We start from the raw sequence: 17,688 nt of genomic DNA, 5'->3' as shown, positions 1-17,688 counted from the left end.
GGACGCGAGAGTTAGGTCAGAGGAGTCCAGCTGCCGTCTGGATTGCGACATGCTGTTCCACGGGAAGTCTGCTGCGACCCGCCGATGTTGAAGCTGTGCGAATACTGGCGGCAATTCTGAGAGCCGACCTGATAAGGCTGCGCCGCCGTCACGTCGCCGGAATTCGACCCGCTCCCGCTCCAGGATACGGCCTTGCCTGCCGGTGAATATTCAAGCGCACGATATTCAGCCTCAAGGGCCTTCTTGCGGTCGGCTGCGTTCAGCTGATTTGCGGCGCTGCCAAGGAGACCGTTTCCAAGAGACGTCAACAGGCTGGTTTCGGGCTTCTGTTCCGTAGAACCACCGCCCAGCGAAGCAAGACCAGTGCCCTTGCCGGTCGTGCCACAGGCTGACAATGCGAGCGCCACGGCAAGCATCATCGAAGCGACTGAAACTGGGTGAGAAAACCTGGATACCATCATCATAACAACCGGCCTTCATGAACAATTAGCATGCACACTATATCGGCATGTGACTTTTTCAGTTTATCTTCTAGTTGGCTTTCGACCAAAAACAACCTTCAATCTTCCGTCAGCGGCAACACGACCCGAACACCCAATCCACCAAACGCACTCTTGCCCAGATGCAGGCTGCCGCCATATTCGCGAACGGTATCCTGCACGATTGCCAGCCCAAGCCCCGTTCCCGGTTTTGTTTCATCGACGCGGCTGCCGCGCTTCAGCGCTGCCTCGATATTGTCTGATGCCAGACCTGGACCGTCATCTTCTATCAGGACTTCAAACTGCCGTTGCTCCCCAGAAATAGGGGCAAGCCCGATATTGATACGTTTGCGGCCCCATTTGCCCGCATTCTCCAGCAGATTCCCGACGATCTCTTCCAGATCTTCCCTTTCGCCAGCAAAGACCGCATTGGGCAGTTCATTCCTGAAGTTAACGCTGAAAGCCGGATTGAGTTTCGCCGTGACGCGCTGCATGCGTTCGAGAACCGGCGTCACAGGTGTACGGAACACCACACTGTCACGCTGCGCGGCAATGCGCGCGCGCTGCAGATAGTGCTGTATCTGCACCTGCATCGCCTCGCTCTGTTCCTGAACAATGCGTCCATGTTCACCACCCATGCTCCGTGCTTCATTGACCAGCACGGAAAGCGGAGTTTTGAGAGAATGGGCGAGATTGCCGACCTGCGTTCGCGACCGTTCGACAATACGGCGATTGTTTTCGATCAGCGCATTCATTTCACTGGCGAGCGGCGCAATTTCGACAGGCAGCGACGCATCGAGCTTGGACGAACGTCCCTCGCGAATATCGGCCAGCGTTTGACGCACCTTGTCGAGCGGACGCAGGCCGAACAGGATCACAGCGGCATTGATGAGGATACTGCCGATGCCGAAAATCGCCAGATAGGTCGCGAGGCTGGTTCTGAAATCGGATATCTCCTTCAGAACCTCGCTGAGATTGCCCATGACACGAAAACGCGCAACGCGATTGGCAGAATCCAGAACCACTTCGGTTTCAACGATGAAGAGCTCCTCGCCGTTGAGGCCGGGCAAGGTGTAGCTACGCATGAAGGAACTGTCGAAGGGTGCCTGCGAGACCGGCATTTCCGGTACGATGCGCCCTATCAGCGATGGCGATTGCAATTTTCCGGTCAGGTTCGGCGTGACGGGATCGACGGACCAGTACCAACCGGAGAGCGGGCTGGAATAGCGTAATTCGCCCAGTTCCGGGCGCCCCTGCAAGGAGCCCTCGCCCGACGTGCTGACGGCACCGACCAGACTGAACAGGTGGGCGGTCAACAGGCGTTCAAAATTGCTGCGCGCAGCTTCGCCATAAAGTGAGCCGATGAAAGTCGCCACCACCACAAGTGCCACGATGACCCAGATCGTCGAAAGAGTAACGACGCGGACTGCGAGCGAACGTAGCGGAGGAAAGACGCTAAGAAGCTTCAGCTGTCATCGCCTTTCGTTTCGTCCCCGCCCTCTTCAGAGCGGATGCGATAGCCCATGCCGCGCACGGTCTCGATCAGGTCGACACCCATTTTCTTGCGCAAGCGACCGACAAAGACTTCAATCGTATTGGAATCGCGGTCAAAATCCTGATCGTAGAGATGTTCGACCAGTTCAGTACGCGAGACCACCTCATCCATATGGTGCATCAGATAGGACAGAAGCCGATATTCGTGCGAGGTAAGCTTGAGCGCAACGCCGTTGACACTTGCCTTCGACGTTTTCGTATCAAGATAGAGCGGCCCGCAGACGAGTTCCGACGAAGCATGTCCCGCAGCGCGGCGGATCAGCGCGCGCAACCGCGCAAGCACTTCCTCGATATGAAAGGGCTTGGCCACATAATCGTCGGCTCCGGCGTCAATACCGGCAACCTTGTCGCTCCAGCGATCGCGGGCCGTAAGCATGAGAACAGGCATTGTACGCCCGCTGCGCCGCCAACGCTCCACGACGCTGATGCCATCCATACGTGGCAGGCCGATGTCGAGCACCACAGCATCATAGGGCTCCGTATCGCCGAGATAATGCCCTTCCTCGCCGTCATAGGCACGGTCGACCACATAACCGGCAGCAGCCATTGCTTCGGAAAGCTGCCGGTTCAGGTCCTTGTCGTCTTCAACGATCAGGATACGCAAGCGGACATTCTCCCTCAATCTACGAAAAACAGCGGCAAAAGCTGTAGTTATTGAGCGGGAACAGCCACTTCAACGCGGCGTGGACGCTCGCCATCGCGGCCTGGCACAAGCACCACGACCACGCACATGGGACGCCCGTTCTGAGTCGTGGCGGTGGCCTTGGCAAGCTGACCGCCCTGCTGGGCAGCCACCTGTTCGCCGACCGCCGCACAATCTCCGGCGGCAGCGACAATGAGATTGGATTTCTGCGGCGCAGTCATCGGCAAGGCACCGGCATCGACCGGCAGCAAGCCAATACTAACCGCTAGAAGCGCGAAAACTTTGAGTGCAGAATTTTGTTTCATCATGCCGCCTTATATAGCGCCCCACAGCTGAACGATGCATGAACAACCATTCCTCTTCCGGGCCCAAAGGAAAATTCAGCCCCTGACTATCACGCTTTGTGAAATTATGAAATGCGTGAAGTGCCTTCTATACGACCGAATACCGTAACAATTCCGACAATTGCGGTCACCTGTTGTAGCAGAATTTCCGTTAAAGCATCCTGATCGATCAAGACGGTTGCGGTTCCGGAAGCACTAGAGAATGATTAAAAAACGAAACGAAACGAAACGAAACCAGTTGAACCAGGATCGACCAAGGCCATCCTCTATTTCAACCAATGAGCCTTTCTTTCTGGGGAATTATTGTCGACATGCGGAGGACGACTGAACCTACATGTCCGTTCCTTGCCCAGACCCATACAACACTAAACAGGAATGCCATGGACGAGATCGGTCTGTCTTCTGACATATCGACAAGTGTCTAGGTCTGACTGCTTTTTGCTTCCTCTATAGCAAAACAGCTAGGGGGACACTTGATTCCCGAAAGGTGGCTGCCAAACTCCCCTTGAACGCCGAGAACAGTATTTTACGATTTCATCCATCGTCAGGATTCGTCATCCTTTCTTTTTCTTCAGGAAGTAGCCCGGGTATAGGCGCATGTTTCAGTCGTTCGGACAAATGCTGAAAAACCCCGAGAACCGACCACGCCGCCAAGCTTGTAACCGCGGATCCTATCAACATCAGTTCCTCCCGGCCAAGCAATCCTCCAAGAGCCAATACTTCTGAAATCTTGACGCCCGCTGCGCCACCGAAAACAATGCCACAGATCACGCCGACCGCGAAACGGATCGCAGCTTCTCGCTTTCCTCGCGGAGCCATATAGGCGAGCGACATAAAAGAGCCTGCCATTGCACCCGCCATCTTGGCGAACCAGATCCACGTAACCTCAGAGGTAAATATTGCATCCTTAAGGTCAATCATGATGGTTTCCTTTCATGTTGCAGAACCAGATGCCAACCGCATCGCATTTTTTCTGTCTATGAAAACTACTCCGCAAGTGTACTGCCCCACTGAACTCCGCCTCATGAGTTTAATCGGGAGTTTTGTTGCACTTGCGGCGCGGCGCGAGATCATCTTTTCGTTGTCCGAAGAGAAGAAGACCCAAATTGGCCAATGTCTCATTACGATTTTTGCGGCAAAAACTTTATCCTCGACCAGTGGCCTCAAAGACATCACCCTGAAAAGCCTCCACAGCTTTTCAGGGTGATGTTTGCATGCGTCGAAGGGAGATAAACCTGATTAGTCAGAACTCTTTGATTGTATATGAAACCTAGCGAAGCAGCGTTACGCAGTCAAGGATTATTTTCCTATAATTGATTTTATTCCTGACGCCAAAAAGCTGCGAGCGCCTTAACCATTTCACATGAGGTGTGGCTTATTTATCTGCTATGATGGAACGGTAATTTCGCCTTTCTCCGAAACCAACCATGCCGAAGTCAGTGTTCATGCGTAAAACGGCAGATAAAGACCCCGAAAGCGAGAAGCGCAAACCCTTCAGGGCATCGCGCCTGATCGGGCTTGACGCATGGATCGATTCCACTCTCTACAGCCTGCGCTACAATCTCGGCGAGTGGTGGGAAAATATCACCATTTTCTCACGGCGTTTTCGCGTGCGCGGCTTCCGGCGTTTCGTGGTCGAAGTTCTCGATGAAGGGTTTACGCTCGGCGTTGGCGGTGCGGTGTTGATGCTCGTCCTCGCCCTGCCAGCCTTCGAGGAAACCAAGAAGGACTGGCGCGCGCAGGACGATTATGCCGTTACCTTCCTCGATCGCTACGGCAATGAAATCGGCCGGCGCGGCATTCTACATCGTCAGGCCGTGCCCATCGACGAATTGCCGGATCACGTCATCAAGGCTGTGCTCGGCACTGAGGACCGGCGCTTCTTCGACCACTACGGCATTGATTTCTGGGGCCTGACCCGCGCACTCAGCCAGAACATGCGCGCCAATGGTGTCGTGCAAGGCGGCTCGACCATCACGCAGCAGCTTGCCAAGAACCTTTTTCTCTCCAACGAGCGCACCATCGAACGCAAGATCAAGGAAGCCTTCCTCGCGCTCTGGCTGGAAAGCAATCTCAGCAAGAAGGAGATCCTGCAGCTATACCTCGACCGCGCCTATATGGGCGGCGGAACCTTCGGTATCGCTGCCGCTTCGGAATTCTATTTCGGCAAAAGCGTGAAGGATGTCTCGCTGGCAGAAGCCGCAATGCTGGCCGGCCTTTTCAAGGCGCCCGCCAAGTTTGCGCCGCATGTCAATCTGCCCGCAGCGCGTGCGCGTGCCAATGTCGTGCTTTCCAACATGGTTGAAAGCGGCTTCCTGAGCGACGGACAAGTGGCCGTTGCACGCCGTCATCCGGCAAGCGTCATCGACCGCGCCAAGAATGAGAGCCCGGATTACTTCCTCGACTGGGCTTTCGAGGAGGTGAAAAAGGTCGCTGCCAAAATTCCACAGCACACATTGATCGTGCGCACGACGCTCGACCGCAACCTGCAGAAGGCGGCAGAGGAATCACTGGAGTATCATCTGCGCCAGTTCGGCAAGGATTATAATGCTGCAGAAGCTGCGACCGTGGTCATTGCCAATGACGGGTCCGTCCGTGCGCTTGTTGGCGGGCGGGACTACGGCGAAAGCCAGTTCAACCGCGCCACCAAGGCATTGCGGCAGGCCGGTTCGTCCTTCAAGCCCTATGTCTACGCGGCAGCGATGGAAAAGGGCCTGACGCCCAGCACCATCGTTTCGGATGGTCCGATCAGCTGGGGTAACTGGTCGCCTCGTAATTACGGCCGCAGTTTTGCCGGTCGTGTGGACCTGACGACCGCACTTGTCCGTTCATTGAACAGCGTACCGGTGCGGCTGGCGCGCGATTATCTGACCACAGCCCCCATCGTAGCCCTCACCAAGGCGATGGGCGTGGAATCGCCGATCTCGTCACACAAGACCATGGTGCTCGGCACATCGGAAATGACGGTGATGGATCAGGCCACCGGCTTCAACGTGTTTCCGAATGCGGGCATGGCCGGTAACCGTCATGCATTTACGCAGATCGTTTCGTCGGAAGGCAAGGTTTTGTGGGACTTTGGTCGCGATGCACCGAAGCCGCACAGGGCGCTGTCGGAAAAGGCCGCACTCGAAATGAATTCCATGCTGGTGCAGGTGCCCGAACGCGGCACCGGACGCCGGGCGGCATTGCCGATGACGCGGGTCGGTGGCAAGACCGGCACGACACAGAACTATCGCGATGCATGGTTCGTCGGCTTCACCGGCAATTTCACGGCGGCTGTCTGGTTCGGCAATGATAATTTCACGCCGATGAAAGACCTGACCGGCGGCATCCTGCCAGCCATGGCCTGGCAGCGCATGATGGCCTACGCGCACCAGAATATCGAGTTGAAGCCAATACCCGGCGTTACTCCGCCTTTCCCGGCGCCGCCCAAGAAGAGCGAGCCGCAAGTGGCAAATGCCAAGCCGGAAGAAACCATGGCAGCACCGCCGCGCATACTCTCGCCCATGTCGACAAAAGTTATCAAAGAACTGCATGACCGCTTCCTTGCGGCTCCGCCTCTGCCTAAGATCGCCGAACGCACGAAAATATCGGTACTCTGAGGGGCGATGTTCAAAAGGATATTCAACACGGCGATTGTGCTTGTGCTGGCGCTTGGCGGCGGCATCTGGAGCGTCGACAAGGTTCTCGACCGGTTTGAGGGTTTCGGAGAACTTCGTGTCGGGGTCTGGAGCGCCTATCCGGCGGCAGGCACACCCGATGCCGACCCCTATTCCAAGGCTCGGGCTGCTCGCAAAGCCTATCTGGCGCTTGGAACGGCTGAAGGCCTGCCCTTCTATGCGCGCAGCGACAATAGCGGGCGCACCCTCCGGCGCGGCTGCACCTATCGCCAGAGTGGCTTGACGCCACCGGCCCGATTCTGGACCGTCTTTCCCGCCTCACCTGATCTCGAACCGATCCCGCCGCGCGAAGGACTGCAGGCAGCGCTGCATTCCCGCGAAGTGCTTTATGACGATGACGGCAGCGTCACGATCACCATCGGCCCCGATGCAGCTTCCGGCAACTGGTTGCCAGTGGAAGGAAGCGGCGATTTCGTTCTTGTCATGACGCTCTATGATACGCCTGCGGCATCATCCTCCGGCCTCTCCGATCTGGTGATGCCAGGTCTCACCCGTGTTCCGGGTGCAAACAAGGGGGCGTGCCGTGGCTAGAATTCTCCACCTCGTTCTCCTCGGCATCGTCGGTGCCGCGATTGTGCATATCGCAGTTCTTTTCCTCGTTCCCTTCTATTCCGACAAGAACGCCTGGTCGCGGATCGAAACCGGAAGCGAGCCATACCGTTTCCACAGGCTGGACGAAAAGACCGGCCCGGTCAGCGACAGCGACCCGCTGGTACAGGAAGCCACCTGTCGCTTCGATCTTGCCGATGGTCCCGTGCACATCACGACCGGGGCAAATGTGCCCTATTGGTCGCTCTCGATCTATGCGCCCAACGGAGACAATCTCTATAGCCTCAACGACAGCGTTTCCAACGAACGCAAGCTCGATCTGATCCTTGCCGATCCCATCGGCATGGCAAGTCTGCGCTCGGATGGTTCGCAAGCCGATGCACGTTCCATCCTGATTGAGCAGAATATCGGCGAAGGTGCCGCCGTGCTGCGCGTTTTCGTGCCTGACGCGACGTGGAACACGGAAGTGCGGCGCTTCTTTGCGGAGGCGGAATGCGCTCCGTTTGAAGGGCTCTAATTGCCTGCCCCAAAAGTCGTCAGGCATTACCCCAGCCAAATGCTGTTTCTTTATGGCACGGTTAATGAGTTGCTAAGGCTTCAACGCTACTATCCGGAATACCGACCCATGCGGGGAGCACTTCCGCATTGACCGGCTGCTGCCGGATGCGCGATCTGCAATTTGGGACGGGTGAGTTGTGTGCCTACCGGAGTATTCTGCGTGACAAATGATCAGTTCCGCGCCCTGGAGGATATTTCAGGCCACCGGAGCCCGTCGAATTCAAAAGCGGGGAGCAGCAAGGCGGACGACCTTCTGGCGGCCGCGATTTCGGCGTTCGCGGGTATCACGCGCCCCGGACGGCAGGACATGCAACAGCTTGAAGATCTCGCCATGCCGCTACTGCAATGCGCGTCCACCCGCGGCAAGCGTCATGCAGCCAATGCGCTGGCACAATTGGAAGACGCACCGCGCCGCCTCATTCTGACGCTGGCCGACGACCCCGTCGAAATCTCCGCACCGATCCTGTTGCGCTCTCCCCTTCTGCGCCCTTCCGACCTCATCGAGATCATCGGCAAGAACGGTCTTGCCCATGCGCGCGCCATTGCGCGACGCCAGTCCGGTGACGTTCTTTTGCAAGGCGTGCTGCGCAGTTTCGCCGATCCGGTCATCGATCGCACGCTGACCCTTCAGGAAAATCTCGCCAATATCGAGGCCGAACCGCTCGAAAGGCCGGATGTACCCGACCTTTCTGCGGCCAGAGCGCCGCTGATGAAGGAAGACAGTTCCGAACGACTGGCACGCGCGTTGCAACAGCCTTTCTTCGAGGCTGGCGCAACTACCGGCTCACAGCATCTCATCGATACCGCACTGCTGATCGACAGCCAGTTTTTCCGCAATGCGCTGGCCGATACGCTAGACCTGTCCTTTGAACGGTCCGACGCGATCATCGGACAGTGGCCGGATTCGCATCTGCCGATTGCACTCAAGGCGCTCGGATTGTCGCCTGCAGAATGCTATCTCGTCATGACTGCCATTCTGGGGCCTATCGACACCAACCGCGACAGCCTGCGTGAGTTTGTGCATATTTATCGCTCCATCGACCGCGAAAAAGCGATGGCGCTCGTGCGGCGCTGGAAGGCGGAAGACATGTCTGCCATGCTGCGTGGGAAATTGCGTGAAATGGCCGAGGACGACACGCCACTCGCCGACGCCGCCAATTCCGATCACCCGTCGCTTCAGCGATTGGTGAAATAGAGTTCATCAGGAAGAAGTTTTAGAAAGCTTCTCCGTCCTGCGAAATCGAGAACAGTGCCGACGCATCGGCTATATCTTCCAGTTCGACCAGCCACAGGTCGGGGTCGAAGCGGGTTTCCCGCGCCATACGGTCACTTGCCGCCATGTCATCGGCATCGTGCAGAATGCGCAGGAACATGCGCTCGCCGTCATTATCCTCTTCATAAGAAGTTTGCGGCGCAGGCGAATATAGATCGCAGGTGCCGAAGCGTGAGCTTACCTTGATGAAGATTGCGCCCGCCTCCGGCGATCCGCGACGGGCAAGATAGGCAAAGCCGCCCTCGCCCTGAACATTGCGGATCAAAGCCGAAACCCAGAAGTCGGATGTCAGGCGCATCGGAAACCCATCAGCTTATCAGGCCGATCTCGCGCATCTTGGTGATGAGCGTCGCATCGATTTCGCCGGTTACCGGCATACTGAACAGTTTCTGGAATTCGCGCACCGCTTCTTGTGTCGTCTTGCCCGGCTGTCCGTTCACCGGCACGGTGTCATTGCCGAATGCTTTCAACCCGGCCTGTACGCGGATGATATCCTGCGAACTCACTTTCACCGATTGCACGGTGGGCGTTGCCGCCACCTGCTTTTTCGGCGCGGGCTTTTCATAGGAAGCGAGAGCGGGTTTCGGTTTTGAAACTGTTTCCGTCTTCAAAACGGCGGGCTGCGGGCGCGGCGTCGGAACTGCTACCTCGATGACTTTGGCAACATCGTCCTGAGCCGGGGCACTGTTTTGGGCATCGGCCTGCAACTGCGCCGGAATATTTGCTTCCTGCACGCCGAGCTTCTGCTGCAAAGCGCGCCAGCGTTCCACCGCTTCGCGGGTCTGCGGCCCGGTGAAACCATCCACCGGTCCCTTGTAAATTCCAAGCGTCGAGAGACGTTGCTGCAGCCGTGCGATTTCGAGATCGGCATTGGGCGCAAGTGCCGGCAGCATGTCATCAACCGATGCGCTCATGTTCAGCCGGTCCGCCGACAGGCTCGCGGCTTCCAGCGGCTGGGCAGTCTCATTGTTTGCAGGTTCGGCAGAGGCGGTCTCGGTGGACTTCGGGGCATTGTCACTTGCCGCCGCCGTGCCAGGCAGGACTGCACGTGGAGTCGGCTTGAACACAAAGTCCGGTCTTGTGCTGAAGAATACCGCCTTGTGCGCCTCCGGCTGATACCAGAGCGCATTAGCCGAGACGAAACTCATCACCACCAGAAACGCAGTTGCCCCGCCAGTCAGGACGGGGTTGCGCACGATGAAATCTCCGGCAGCAATTGCAAGTGCCGAAGCCGATGTGAAGAAGTAGTGGACGAGCCGCAAGCCGAGACTACGCCGTTTTGCGGGTTTGCGCATCTTTCTGCTCCCGGATTTGGCTGTTGTCTTCGTCGTTCTGCCAGTCATTACGCCTTTCCCCCTGGTGACGGTGCATGTCGATCACCGTGCCAAGTTCCTGATATTCGTCTTCTCCCATGACAACCTGCGGGCCTGCCACCGGAAGGCGGATCGTGACGATCGTGCCTTCGCCGGGGCAACTCTTGAGTTGCATGCTTCCCTGATGCAGTTCCACCAGCCCCTTGACCACAGAAAGTCCGAGGCCACTTCCCTCCTGCGCGCGCGTATAGTTATTGTCGGCGCGCACGAATGGCGTGCCGATGCGCTGCATATCTTCCGGCTCGATGCCGATGCCCGTATCCGACACGCTGATTTCCAGCATCGCGCGTCCGCTCGCCATCACGCGGCTTGCATCGATGGTGACGCAGCCGCCGCTTTGTGTGAACTTCACCGCATTACCGGCCAGATTGAGCAGAATCTGCTGAATGGCGCGGCGATCCGCTACCAGCTCACCAATGCCTGCGCCGACGCGGTGGCAGAAGGCAACGCCTTTCTTTTCAGCCTGCGGCAGCATGACAGAAGTGCACATTTCAGCCGCGTCACGGAAAGCGAAGTTCTGCGGGTCGATGCTGTAATTGCCGGTTTCCAGACGCGAATTGTCGAGAACAGCATTCACGAGCTCCAGCAGGTAATGGCCGGACTGGTGAATGAGGCCCGCATATTCGCGCTGCTTCTCATTGGCCAGCTTGCCGCCCATTTCATGCGATAGCATGTCGGAAAAGCCGATGATCGAATTGAGCGGCGTGCGCAGCTCATGGCTGACGGCTGCAAGCAGGCGGCCCTTGCCGATGCGCTCCGATTCAAGCTCTGCTTTCAGTGTTGCAATCTCGTCCAGAAGCTTCTGCTCGCCTTCGAGCGAGCGGCCAACGAGCGTGATAGCGCGAGCGCTTGCGGCACCTTCGAGACGATAAGTGCGGAAGACCGTATCGCCATTTTCGATGAAACGCAGGCGCACATCGATCTTGCTGGAAGCGGAACCGGCGCGAAGATCGGCCAGAAGCGAAAGATATTCTACACGGTCGGCGACATGAACACGGTCGATGAGCGCCGTGCCTTCCAGCATTTTGGACTGTACGCCCAGAAGCTTTGCCGAATTCATATCGACCGAGGCAACCACGCCATCCGAATCGAGGCTGAACTGCAGGTCACCCGCAGCAACTGCGACTTGCGGCGCGGTGACCTTGATCTGCGCGGGCTTGGCGGCGCTCGCGTAACCACGTGCAACAAGACTTGCTGCATAAAGTACCAGAACAGCGACGGACACATAGCTGCCGCCGGAAATGGCGCCACCGCTTGCCGTCGCAAAATAGCCGAGAATCATGGCCGCGAATGCAGCGCCTGCTACTGCGGCGGCAGGCTTGCGGGTCGCAAACCAGACTTCAAGCGGCAGACCAGCCGCCATCAACCACAAAACCGCATTGCCATGAGAAAAAGCGCCAATGGCAGCAAGACCCACGCCATAGGCAGCGAAGTTCAGGCCAGCCAGAACAGGTGCGGCGACGCCCATCAGCGACAGCGCGCAAAGGATCATGGCGACGCCTGCAAAGCTTGCTGCAAGAATCGCAAATTCCGTAAAGCCCGGTGTCACACCCGAAGCGAGCACGGCCGCACAAAGCAGGACCGGCGCGGTGATGACCGAACCGATAACACGTATGGAGGCCGCATCGGGACTGGATACCCAATGGCGGCAGAAACGTTCGTAAAAACGGCTGATCGCCTGCACATTCATGCGGACGGTCTCGGCTGTTTTCAAAAGAATGGCGTTCAACGTGCCGTACTCACTCGATACTCTTGCATTGTCAAAACCGGAAAACCGTTCGCCGTGACGACGCTCTCCCAGCCAGCAACAGATTGCAGCCGAGGCTTTAAAGAAACGATAAAACGAAACCGCCCAAAGCGGATAAGTGACGCGCCGGGTCTGCTTTTCTGCCTATGGTAAACAGAGAGTAGCGATCAGGTGGCGAAACCATAGCCGCGGCACAATTTTGACGTTCAAAAGCTTTACCATGACGCACATCTTGTCCGAAAACCGTTTCACACTTTTCGCGATGCGCTCCAATAAACCGAACAGTTACGGAATCTTTTCCAATTCATCCGACATTGACGCAAACCGAAGGCACGCAACCGCAAGATGGCAATGATCCGTTTTCTCATCAAATCCGTTTTCTGGTTGTCGTTGGCATTCATCGTGATGCCGCGCTTCTTCCCTGCGGATGAGCAAAACAAGCCGCAGGAGAAGCCAGCCATTGCCGAGACGAAGCGGGAGCCGGATTCAATCGATCAGCTTCTCGCTAATGGCAAAACCGCCGTGGAACTGGGCAAGCTGTGCATCGACAACCCATCCTTCTGCCAGAACGGTACCTCGCTTGTTTCCGGCGCCGGGAGCGGCCTTCTGGAAGGAAGCCGCGTGGCCCTCGAATATCTGAGTGATCGTTTCGGCACCAAGCCGCAACCGCCTGCAAAAGTGGAACCGGCAGCCGCCACCCCTGTGCAGGCCGCAATCGGCATTCCCATCCCGACCTCGCGGGACGAAGCCCTGCGCGCACTGGACCGTCGCCCGACTGGTTCAATTCAACGCTAAAGCTTTTTTAGACACGCAGCTGGGTGCGCTCGAGTTTTCCGTGACCTTGCAGCGTTTCATGACTATATAAGCGGCAAGAAACTTCTTTCAGGCGAGTATTATGACCACGACCATCGATAGCATCATGTCCGATTTCGAATTTCTCGACGATTGGGAAGACCGCTATCGCTATGTCATCGACCTCGGCAAGGAATTGCCGCCCTATCCTGACGATGCGCGCGACGCTGCACACAAGGTTCAGGGCTGCGTCAGCCAGGTCTGGCTGAAGACGCTTCCGCAAGACGGCAACGATCCGGTCATCGAGTTTCTCGGCGATTCCGATGCGCATATCGTGCGCGGTCTGGTGGCCATCGTGCTGGCGCTTTATTCCGGCCACAAGGCTTCAGAAATTCTCGCCGTGGACCCGGAAGCCATTCTGAAAAAGCTCGGCCTCGATGAACATCTGACGCCGCAGCGCTCCAACGGCCTGCGCGCCATGGTGGCACGCATCCGTCGTGAAGCAGAGCTGGCGAAAGAAACAGCCTAAGAACCCGTTCCAAAAGTCGCTCTGTGCGGCTGCAAATGGCAATTTACCTGCGTTCCGGTGCTCATGTACCAAAAGTACATTGCGCTCCGGTACTCGAAAATCACCATTTTCGCACTCACATGCCGCTTTTTGATTCAGGCTCTAAGAGTTTCTCAACCGACAAGGCTGCGGCAAGCAGCCTTTTATCCGTGCCGCCGCGCGCGCTGAGCATGAAGCCGGTCGGCAGTGTCATGCCCGGCATGGGCACGGTGATGCTGCACAGGTCGAACTGGTTTCCGACCTGCGTATCACGCAGCAGCAGCCCTTCCACACGGTCATATTCAGCCTCGTCATTGCTGACCGAAGCAATCGTCGGCGCAACAATCGGCGTAGCGGGCGTTACGAACATATCGAAGCCGCTCAGGCGCTCGTCCATTTGCCGAACAAGCGTTGCGCGTGTTTCCATGATCCCGCGATAGGTTTCCATCGGAACCTTGACGCGGACGGACAGCGGGTGCTTCACACGAATATCGACATTGGCGTCAAGATCGCCAAGCCAGGTCGATGCGTGGATATGACTTGCCTCGATCCCGGCGATGGAGCCAACGCGGGTTGCCTCACGCAGGCGCTGGATCAGATCGTCGACTTCCAGATCGGCGATGATCGCTCCTGCCTTTTCAAGAAGCGCAACCGTTGCTTCGAATTGCTTTGCGACGTCCGGCTCCATATCGGCCAGAAGATAGCCTTTCGGCAGTGCAATGCGCAGACCCTTCAGCGGCAAGGCGTTCGGCAACACCGGCGTTTCGCCTGCCATAATCGCATCGCTTATAATGGCGTCGGCTACTGTCCTGGTCAGCGGACCAACGGAATCGAGCGACGGCGCCAGCGGAAACGCACCGTCGAGCGGAATGCGCCGGGCGGTCGGCTTGAAGCCGACAATGCCGTTCAGCGCTGCCGGAATGCGCACCGATCCCCCGGTATCCGAACCGATGGCGATCTCGCTTGTTCCTTCAGCTGCCGAAACTGCCGCACCCGACGACGATCCGCCCGGAACGCGCGTCGGATCAATCGCATTGCCCGGCTCGCCGTAATGCGGATTGAGGCCGACCGGCGTGAAGGCGAACTCCGTCATCTGGGTCTTGCCGACAATGACCGCACCCGCATCACGCAGACGGCTGACAATCTTGGCATCCTGTGTCGCCGGGGCAGCATCGCGGCGAATAACCGAACCGGCAAGCGTCGGCTCTCCGGCAACATCGAAGAGATCCTTGATCGAAACAATGCGCCCGTCGAGCGGCCCAAGGGCGCGCCCATCACGAAGACGCGCATCGGCGGCATCAGCCTCAGCGCGCGCCTGCTGTGCATAGACCTTGCTGAAAACGTGTTCGCTTGCTGTCCGCGCTTCCAGACGCGACAGGATGCTTTCCAGCCGATCCCGTACCGAATTCATGTGATTTCTCCCCACTTCCCCAACGGACACAAAGTCCCTTTGAGAAAGAGGCGATAGCCCCGCTCCGGAAAGGTGTCAATGAGTGCGCCACCTCACATATTCTGCGGACGCATTTGCGGCCGGTAGTCGTCTGTTCCCCAATGCAGGACAGCGCCTCTGCCCCGCTCCTTTTCGAGTTGAGGATTGTAGTGCCGGTGCAGCGCGGCCAGACCGAACTTGAGCAGCATCTTGGCAGAACGAACGGGCCATTGCCGCTCACGTTCCACGGTTTCAAGCCCTTTCAGGAAGCAGCAGACATCAACCAGAACGCCGTTCAGTTCCGGCCCGACTGCTTCCAGCGCCCGCTCGACGCGGATGCGGCTGGCCAGCGCGATATCGGTCAGCTCTGCCATGCCGCCCGGCCCGCTGCGCCCGCCGCCAACACTGGTGTCCCAGCGCATGGTGACGGACGGCATCAGCGATCCGCGTGTGAAGTCGGCCCGCAGCCTTTCACCGGCAAGGAACTCGCTCTCCGAGATAAAGGAAGAACCATTCGCATTCTTGCGCCTGTAGAGCATCGCAAGAGGCGATTCCTCTGGATTGATCTCAATCTTTTCGCCCTGCTCATAGTAAATCGTCTGCAAGGTTCTTGCCGGGTTGCGCAACGGCTTGCCGCCTTCCTTTGCGCGGTTGATAGTGGGCTGCGATGAAACAAGCCGTTCCTCATTCCAATACAGCAATCCCTTTTTCTGCATGGCCTCCAGTTCGGCGCGGGAAGCAGCGATGGTCACCTGATCCGTTGCAAGCAAGACATGCGAAGCGCGAATGGAATCCTGAACCTCGCAGCCGCCATTTTTCAGAAAGCGCATAATTCTCGCTTCGGACGCTAACAATTGGGTGGTCATGCCGCAAACCTCCAGGCCGTGAAAGCACTTTGCGCAATGCGTTCGAATGTCGAGACAATCGCATCGAACTCCGTATCGTCGCGCATGTCCTCCACCAGATGGCAGGCATGCATTACGGTTGTCCGGTCTCGCGCAAATCCGGCAGCCACTTCACGCATGGCCAGCCCGAAAGCCGTGTGCGCGACATACATGCCGATCTGCCGCAAACGCGCCACCTCTCGCCTGCACCGCAGCGGTGACCGCAATTCAGCGCCGGAAACACCGAACACAGTCACCAGCAAATCAATAAGGGCATCGCATAGCGCTATGTTCTGCCGCTCCCGTGACCGGTCGGCGACACCCTCCACCCTTCCAAGGTTAAGGCTTCGCCCATGCCGCACCGCAAGCAACTTCAATGCTTCGAAAGCTTCCGCCCGTGTATGAATGACATCCGATAGTTCCAAAGACATTCATCTTTCCTCGCCAGAATAGGAATATCTTCTTATACCTAGAAAATTGCAAGTGTGGATAAGTTTCGTAGAAGGAATTGCTGTCTGCGGTTAGTTTCGACAGCCCAAACATAGGCTAAAGCCTTGCCAACACGGGCATTAACGCGTTTGAATCCATCGCGTTTGATGGCCATTTTACAGAAAAATCAGAAAGAATCTAGGAATATTATCCAACGACATTTTGCGTGGCTCATGCTCATTCGCATCAAGAAATGAGGAATGATCGCCATGGACGCGGATATGAAGCAAGCCCGCACACTATTTTTCGCCCGGCAAAAACAGAATCAACGGACCGCAATGCAACGCATTGCCTTGCAGATCATCGCCGGCATCGATCTCGATGAAGTTCTCAAGGCCCCGCTGGAAGAGAAGGAACGGACCAAACGGCGTTTGACGCGTCTCATGGAAAGGGAGCGCCTGAAAGGAATGTGCGGTCACTGGAGTTATGACCTGAACAGGCACATTGCACTAAAACAAGCATTCGACCGGATTGGTTGAAAAGACCATGCGCTTCCGGACGTGCTCAAATCCAAAACAAAATGGCCAGCATCTAGGAGCGTAAGCTCAACGATACTGGCCATTTCTATAAAGCTCTCAGAACAGACACTGCAAAGCGCGGTCCGCTCGACAGTCGGAGCGATTAAGCGTCCTTAGGCTTGCGGCCCAGGCCCATCTTCTTAGCCAGGCGCGAGCGAGCAGCAGCGTAGTTCGGAGCGACCATCGGATAGTTCGGGTCGAGATCCCACTTTTCGCGGTACTGTTCCGGCGTCATGTTGTAATGGGTCATCAGGTGACGCTTCAGCGACTTGAACTTCTTGCCGTCTTCGAGGCAGATGATGTAGTCGTCGTGAACCGACTTCTTCGGATTGACGGCAGGCTTCGGCTTCTCGACAACGACAGGCGCTTCTTCGCGTTCGACGTGACGCTTGAAAGCAGCGTGTACTTCAGCGATCAGCAGCGGCAGTTCACCAGCGCGAATCGAATTATTGCCGACATATGCGGCGACAACGTCTGCAGTAAGGCTCAGAAGCAGTTCCGCGCTTTCGTCGTGCGTGTCCAGATTTTCCATTGTATTTCCTTTTTACTTCTTATTGTTGCGTAATCGACGACTGGAGATCCCCGCCTGCCATCGTCGTTACGTATTCCTAAGCCCTGCCCCATCCGTTCCCGGCTGCGAATACCAGTTGATAATGTCATTTGCAATAGAATTGTCAAACCACATTACATTAACAACAAGTCTTTCTTCTTGAATCATCAAATAGAAAAACTCGAACTCAACCTTACTAAGATGGGGAAACTTTGAATCGCGATGTGTTCGCGTTGCCGCCCCTGCCGTTTATTGAAGGATATGGATGAAGCTGCAGTT

Annotated in this window: 20 protein-coding genes and 1 pseudogene; 9 read left to right on the top strand and 12 right to left on the bottom strand. The window is 57.0% G+C overall.

Annotated elements, in window-relative coordinates; all coding sequences use genetic code 11:
- Positions 1-11: 11 nt before the first annotated feature.
- The 5 genes from LJ361_RS03275 to LJ361_RS03255 form a co-directional block, all read right to left on the bottom strand.
- Entirely contained in the window at positions 12-464 is a 453-nt protein-coding gene (locus LJ361_RS03275; protein ID WP_012092444.1) for a membrane protein, read from the bottom strand.
- 95 nt (positions 465-559) lie between these two features.
- Positions 560-1,870, bottom strand: a complete 1,311-nt coding sequence (locus LJ361_RS03270) for an ATP-binding protein (RefSeq protein ID WP_264812698.1) — start codon at positions 1,868-1,870, stop codon at positions 560-562.
- A gap of 74 nt (positions 1,871-1,944) precedes the next feature.
- A complete protein-coding gene (locus tag LJ361_RS03265) occupies positions 1,945-2,637 on the bottom strand; it encodes a response regulator transcription factor (RefSeq protein ID WP_010661593.1) in 693 nt (230 codons plus the stop codon).
- A gap of 47 nt (positions 2,638-2,684) precedes the next feature.
- Entirely contained in the window at positions 2,685-2,981 is a 297-nt protein-coding gene (locus tag LJ361_RS03260; protein ID WP_010661592.1) for a hypothetical protein, read from the bottom strand.
- A 573-nt stretch (positions 2,982-3,554) separates the two neighbouring features.
- On the bottom strand, positions 3,555-3,941 hold the full coding sequence (locus tag LJ361_RS03255) for a DUF6107 family protein (protein ID WP_264812697.1): 387 nt from the start codon (positions 3,939-3,941) through the stop codon (positions 3,555-3,557).
- Here LJ361_RS03255 and LJ361_RS03250 point away from each other — a divergent pair.
- The 5 genes from LJ361_RS03250 (at position 3,940) to LJ361_RS03230 (ending at position 9,002) form a co-directional block, all read left to right on the top strand.
- Positions 3,940-4,227, top strand: coding sequence for a hypothetical protein (locus LJ361_RS03250; RefSeq protein ID WP_264812696.1), 288 nt, complete (start codon positions 3,940-3,942; stop codon positions 4,225-4,227). The two genes, LJ361_RS03255 and LJ361_RS03250, sit on opposite strands and share 2 nt — an antisense overlap.
- A gap of 220 nt (positions 4,228-4,447) precedes the next feature.
- A complete protein-coding gene (locus LJ361_RS03245) occupies positions 4,448-6,622 on the top strand; it encodes a penicillin-binding protein 1A (protein WP_264812695.1) in 2,175 nt (724 codons plus the stop codon).
- A 6-nt stretch (positions 6,623-6,628) separates the two neighbouring features.
- The gene (locus LJ361_RS03240; protein WP_264812694.1) at positions 6,629-7,231 is read left to right on the top strand and encodes a DUF1214 domain-containing protein; all 603 of its coding nucleotides are present in this window, start codon (positions 6,629-6,631) and stop codon (positions 7,229-7,231) included.
- The gene (locus LJ361_RS03235; RefSeq protein WP_012092451.1) at positions 7,224-7,766 is read left to right on the top strand and encodes a hypothetical protein; all 543 of its coding nucleotides are present in this window, start codon (positions 7,224-7,226) and stop codon (positions 7,764-7,766) included. The genes LJ361_RS03240 and LJ361_RS03235 overlap by 8 nt, the downstream gene beginning before the upstream one ends.
- 201 nt (positions 7,767-7,967) lie before the next feature.
- Positions 7,968-9,002 carry a DUF2336 domain-containing protein gene (locus LJ361_RS03230; RefSeq protein WP_010661586.1) on the top strand — a complete coding sequence of 345 codons (1,035 nt, stop codon included), beginning with the start codon at positions 7,968-7,970 and terminating at the stop codon, positions 9,000-9,002.
- A 19-nt stretch (positions 9,003-9,021) separates the two neighbouring features.
- Here the strand turns inward: LJ361_RS03230 and LJ361_RS03225 are convergent, their stop codons facing one another.
- From LJ361_RS03225 to LJ361_RS03215, 3 genes are read right to left on the bottom strand one after another with little or no spacing between them, the layout of a single operon-like run.
- Complete coding sequence (locus LJ361_RS03225; protein ID WP_029925319.1) at positions 9,022-9,378, bottom strand: DUF1491 family protein; 357 nt, start codon at positions 9,376-9,378, stop codon at positions 9,022-9,024.
- A gap of 10 nt (positions 9,379-9,388) precedes the next feature.
- On the bottom strand, positions 9,389-10,375 hold the full coding sequence (locus LJ361_RS03220; protein ID WP_264812692.1) for a peptidoglycan-binding protein: 987 nt from the start codon (positions 10,373-10,375) through the stop codon (positions 9,389-9,391).
- Complete coding sequence (locus LJ361_RS03215) at positions 10,350-12,182, bottom strand: sensor histidine kinase (protein WP_264812691.1); 1,833 nt, start codon at positions 12,180-12,182, stop codon at positions 10,350-10,352. The genes LJ361_RS03220 and LJ361_RS03215 overlap by 26 nt, the downstream gene beginning before the upstream one ends.
- 369 nt (positions 12,183-12,551) lie before the next feature.
- On the opposite strand from LJ361_RS03215, the gene LJ361_RS03210 reads away from it, so the two are divergent.
- The 3 genes and pseudogenes from LJ361_RS03210 to LJ361_RS23555 form a co-directional block, all read left to right on the top strand.
- On the top strand, positions 12,552-12,995 hold the full coding sequence (locus LJ361_RS03210) for a hypothetical protein (protein WP_029925325.1): 444 nt from the start codon (positions 12,552-12,554) through the stop codon (positions 12,993-12,995).
- A 100-nt stretch (positions 12,996-13,095) separates the two neighbouring features.
- Positions 13,096-13,521 (top strand): SufE family protein, encoded by a 426-nt coding sequence (locus LJ361_RS03205; protein ID WP_264812689.1) that lies wholly within the window; start codon positions 13,096-13,098, stop codon positions 13,519-13,521.
- A gap of 35 nt (positions 13,522-13,556) precedes the next feature.
- Positions 13,557-13,701 (top strand): annotated as a pseudogene (locus tag LJ361_RS23555) (flagellar basal body P-ring protein FlgI); the annotation flags it as partial.
- Here the strand turns inward: LJ361_RS23555 and LJ361_RS03200 are convergent.
- The 3 genes from LJ361_RS03200 to LJ361_RS03190 all read right to left on the bottom strand — a co-directional run bounded on the left by LJ361_RS03200 (position 13,637) and on the right by LJ361_RS03190 (position 16,277).
- Positions 13,637-14,950 (bottom strand): amidase, encoded by a 1,314-nt coding sequence (locus LJ361_RS03200; RefSeq protein WP_264812686.1) that lies wholly within the window; start codon positions 14,948-14,950, stop codon positions 13,637-13,639. The pseudogene LJ361_RS23555 and the gene LJ361_RS03200 sit on opposite strands and share 65 nt — an antisense overlap.
- Positions 14,951-15,042: 92 nt before the next feature.
- Positions 15,043-15,834 (bottom strand): DUF6456 domain-containing protein, encoded by a 792-nt coding sequence (locus tag LJ361_RS03195; RefSeq protein WP_213506035.1) that lies wholly within the window; start codon positions 15,832-15,834, stop codon positions 15,043-15,045.
- On the bottom strand, positions 15,831-16,277 hold the full coding sequence (locus tag LJ361_RS03190; RefSeq protein ID WP_213506046.1) for a helix-turn-helix domain-containing protein: 447 nt from the start codon (positions 16,275-16,277) through the stop codon (positions 15,831-15,833). The genes LJ361_RS03195 and LJ361_RS03190 overlap by 4 nt, the downstream gene beginning before the upstream one ends.
- A gap of 273 nt (positions 16,278-16,550) precedes the next feature.
- On the opposite strand from LJ361_RS03190, the gene LJ361_RS03185 reads away from it, so the two are divergent.
- On the top strand, positions 16,551-16,820 hold the full coding sequence (locus LJ361_RS03185) for a cytoplasmic protein (RefSeq protein WP_213506044.1): 270 nt from the start codon (positions 16,551-16,553) through the stop codon (positions 16,818-16,820).
- Between the two features lie 142 nt (positions 16,821-16,962).
- Here LJ361_RS03185 and LJ361_RS03180 read toward each other — a convergent pair whose 3' ends face one another.
- Positions 16,963-17,391 carry a MucR family transcriptional regulator gene (locus LJ361_RS03180; RefSeq protein ID WP_010661576.1) on the bottom strand — a complete coding sequence of 143 codons (429 nt, stop codon included), beginning with the start codon at positions 17,389-17,391 and terminating at the stop codon, positions 16,963-16,965.
- Positions 17,392-17,688 lie beyond the last annotated feature (297 nt).

This window comes from Brucella sp. JSBI001 (genome assembly GCF_026014005.1).
In the GTDB taxonomy this organism is placed as follows: Bacteria; Pseudomonadota; Alphaproteobacteria; order Rhizobiales; family Rhizobiaceae; genus Brucella; species Brucella anthropi.
This window is presented reverse-complemented; position numbering and strand designations above follow the sequence as displayed.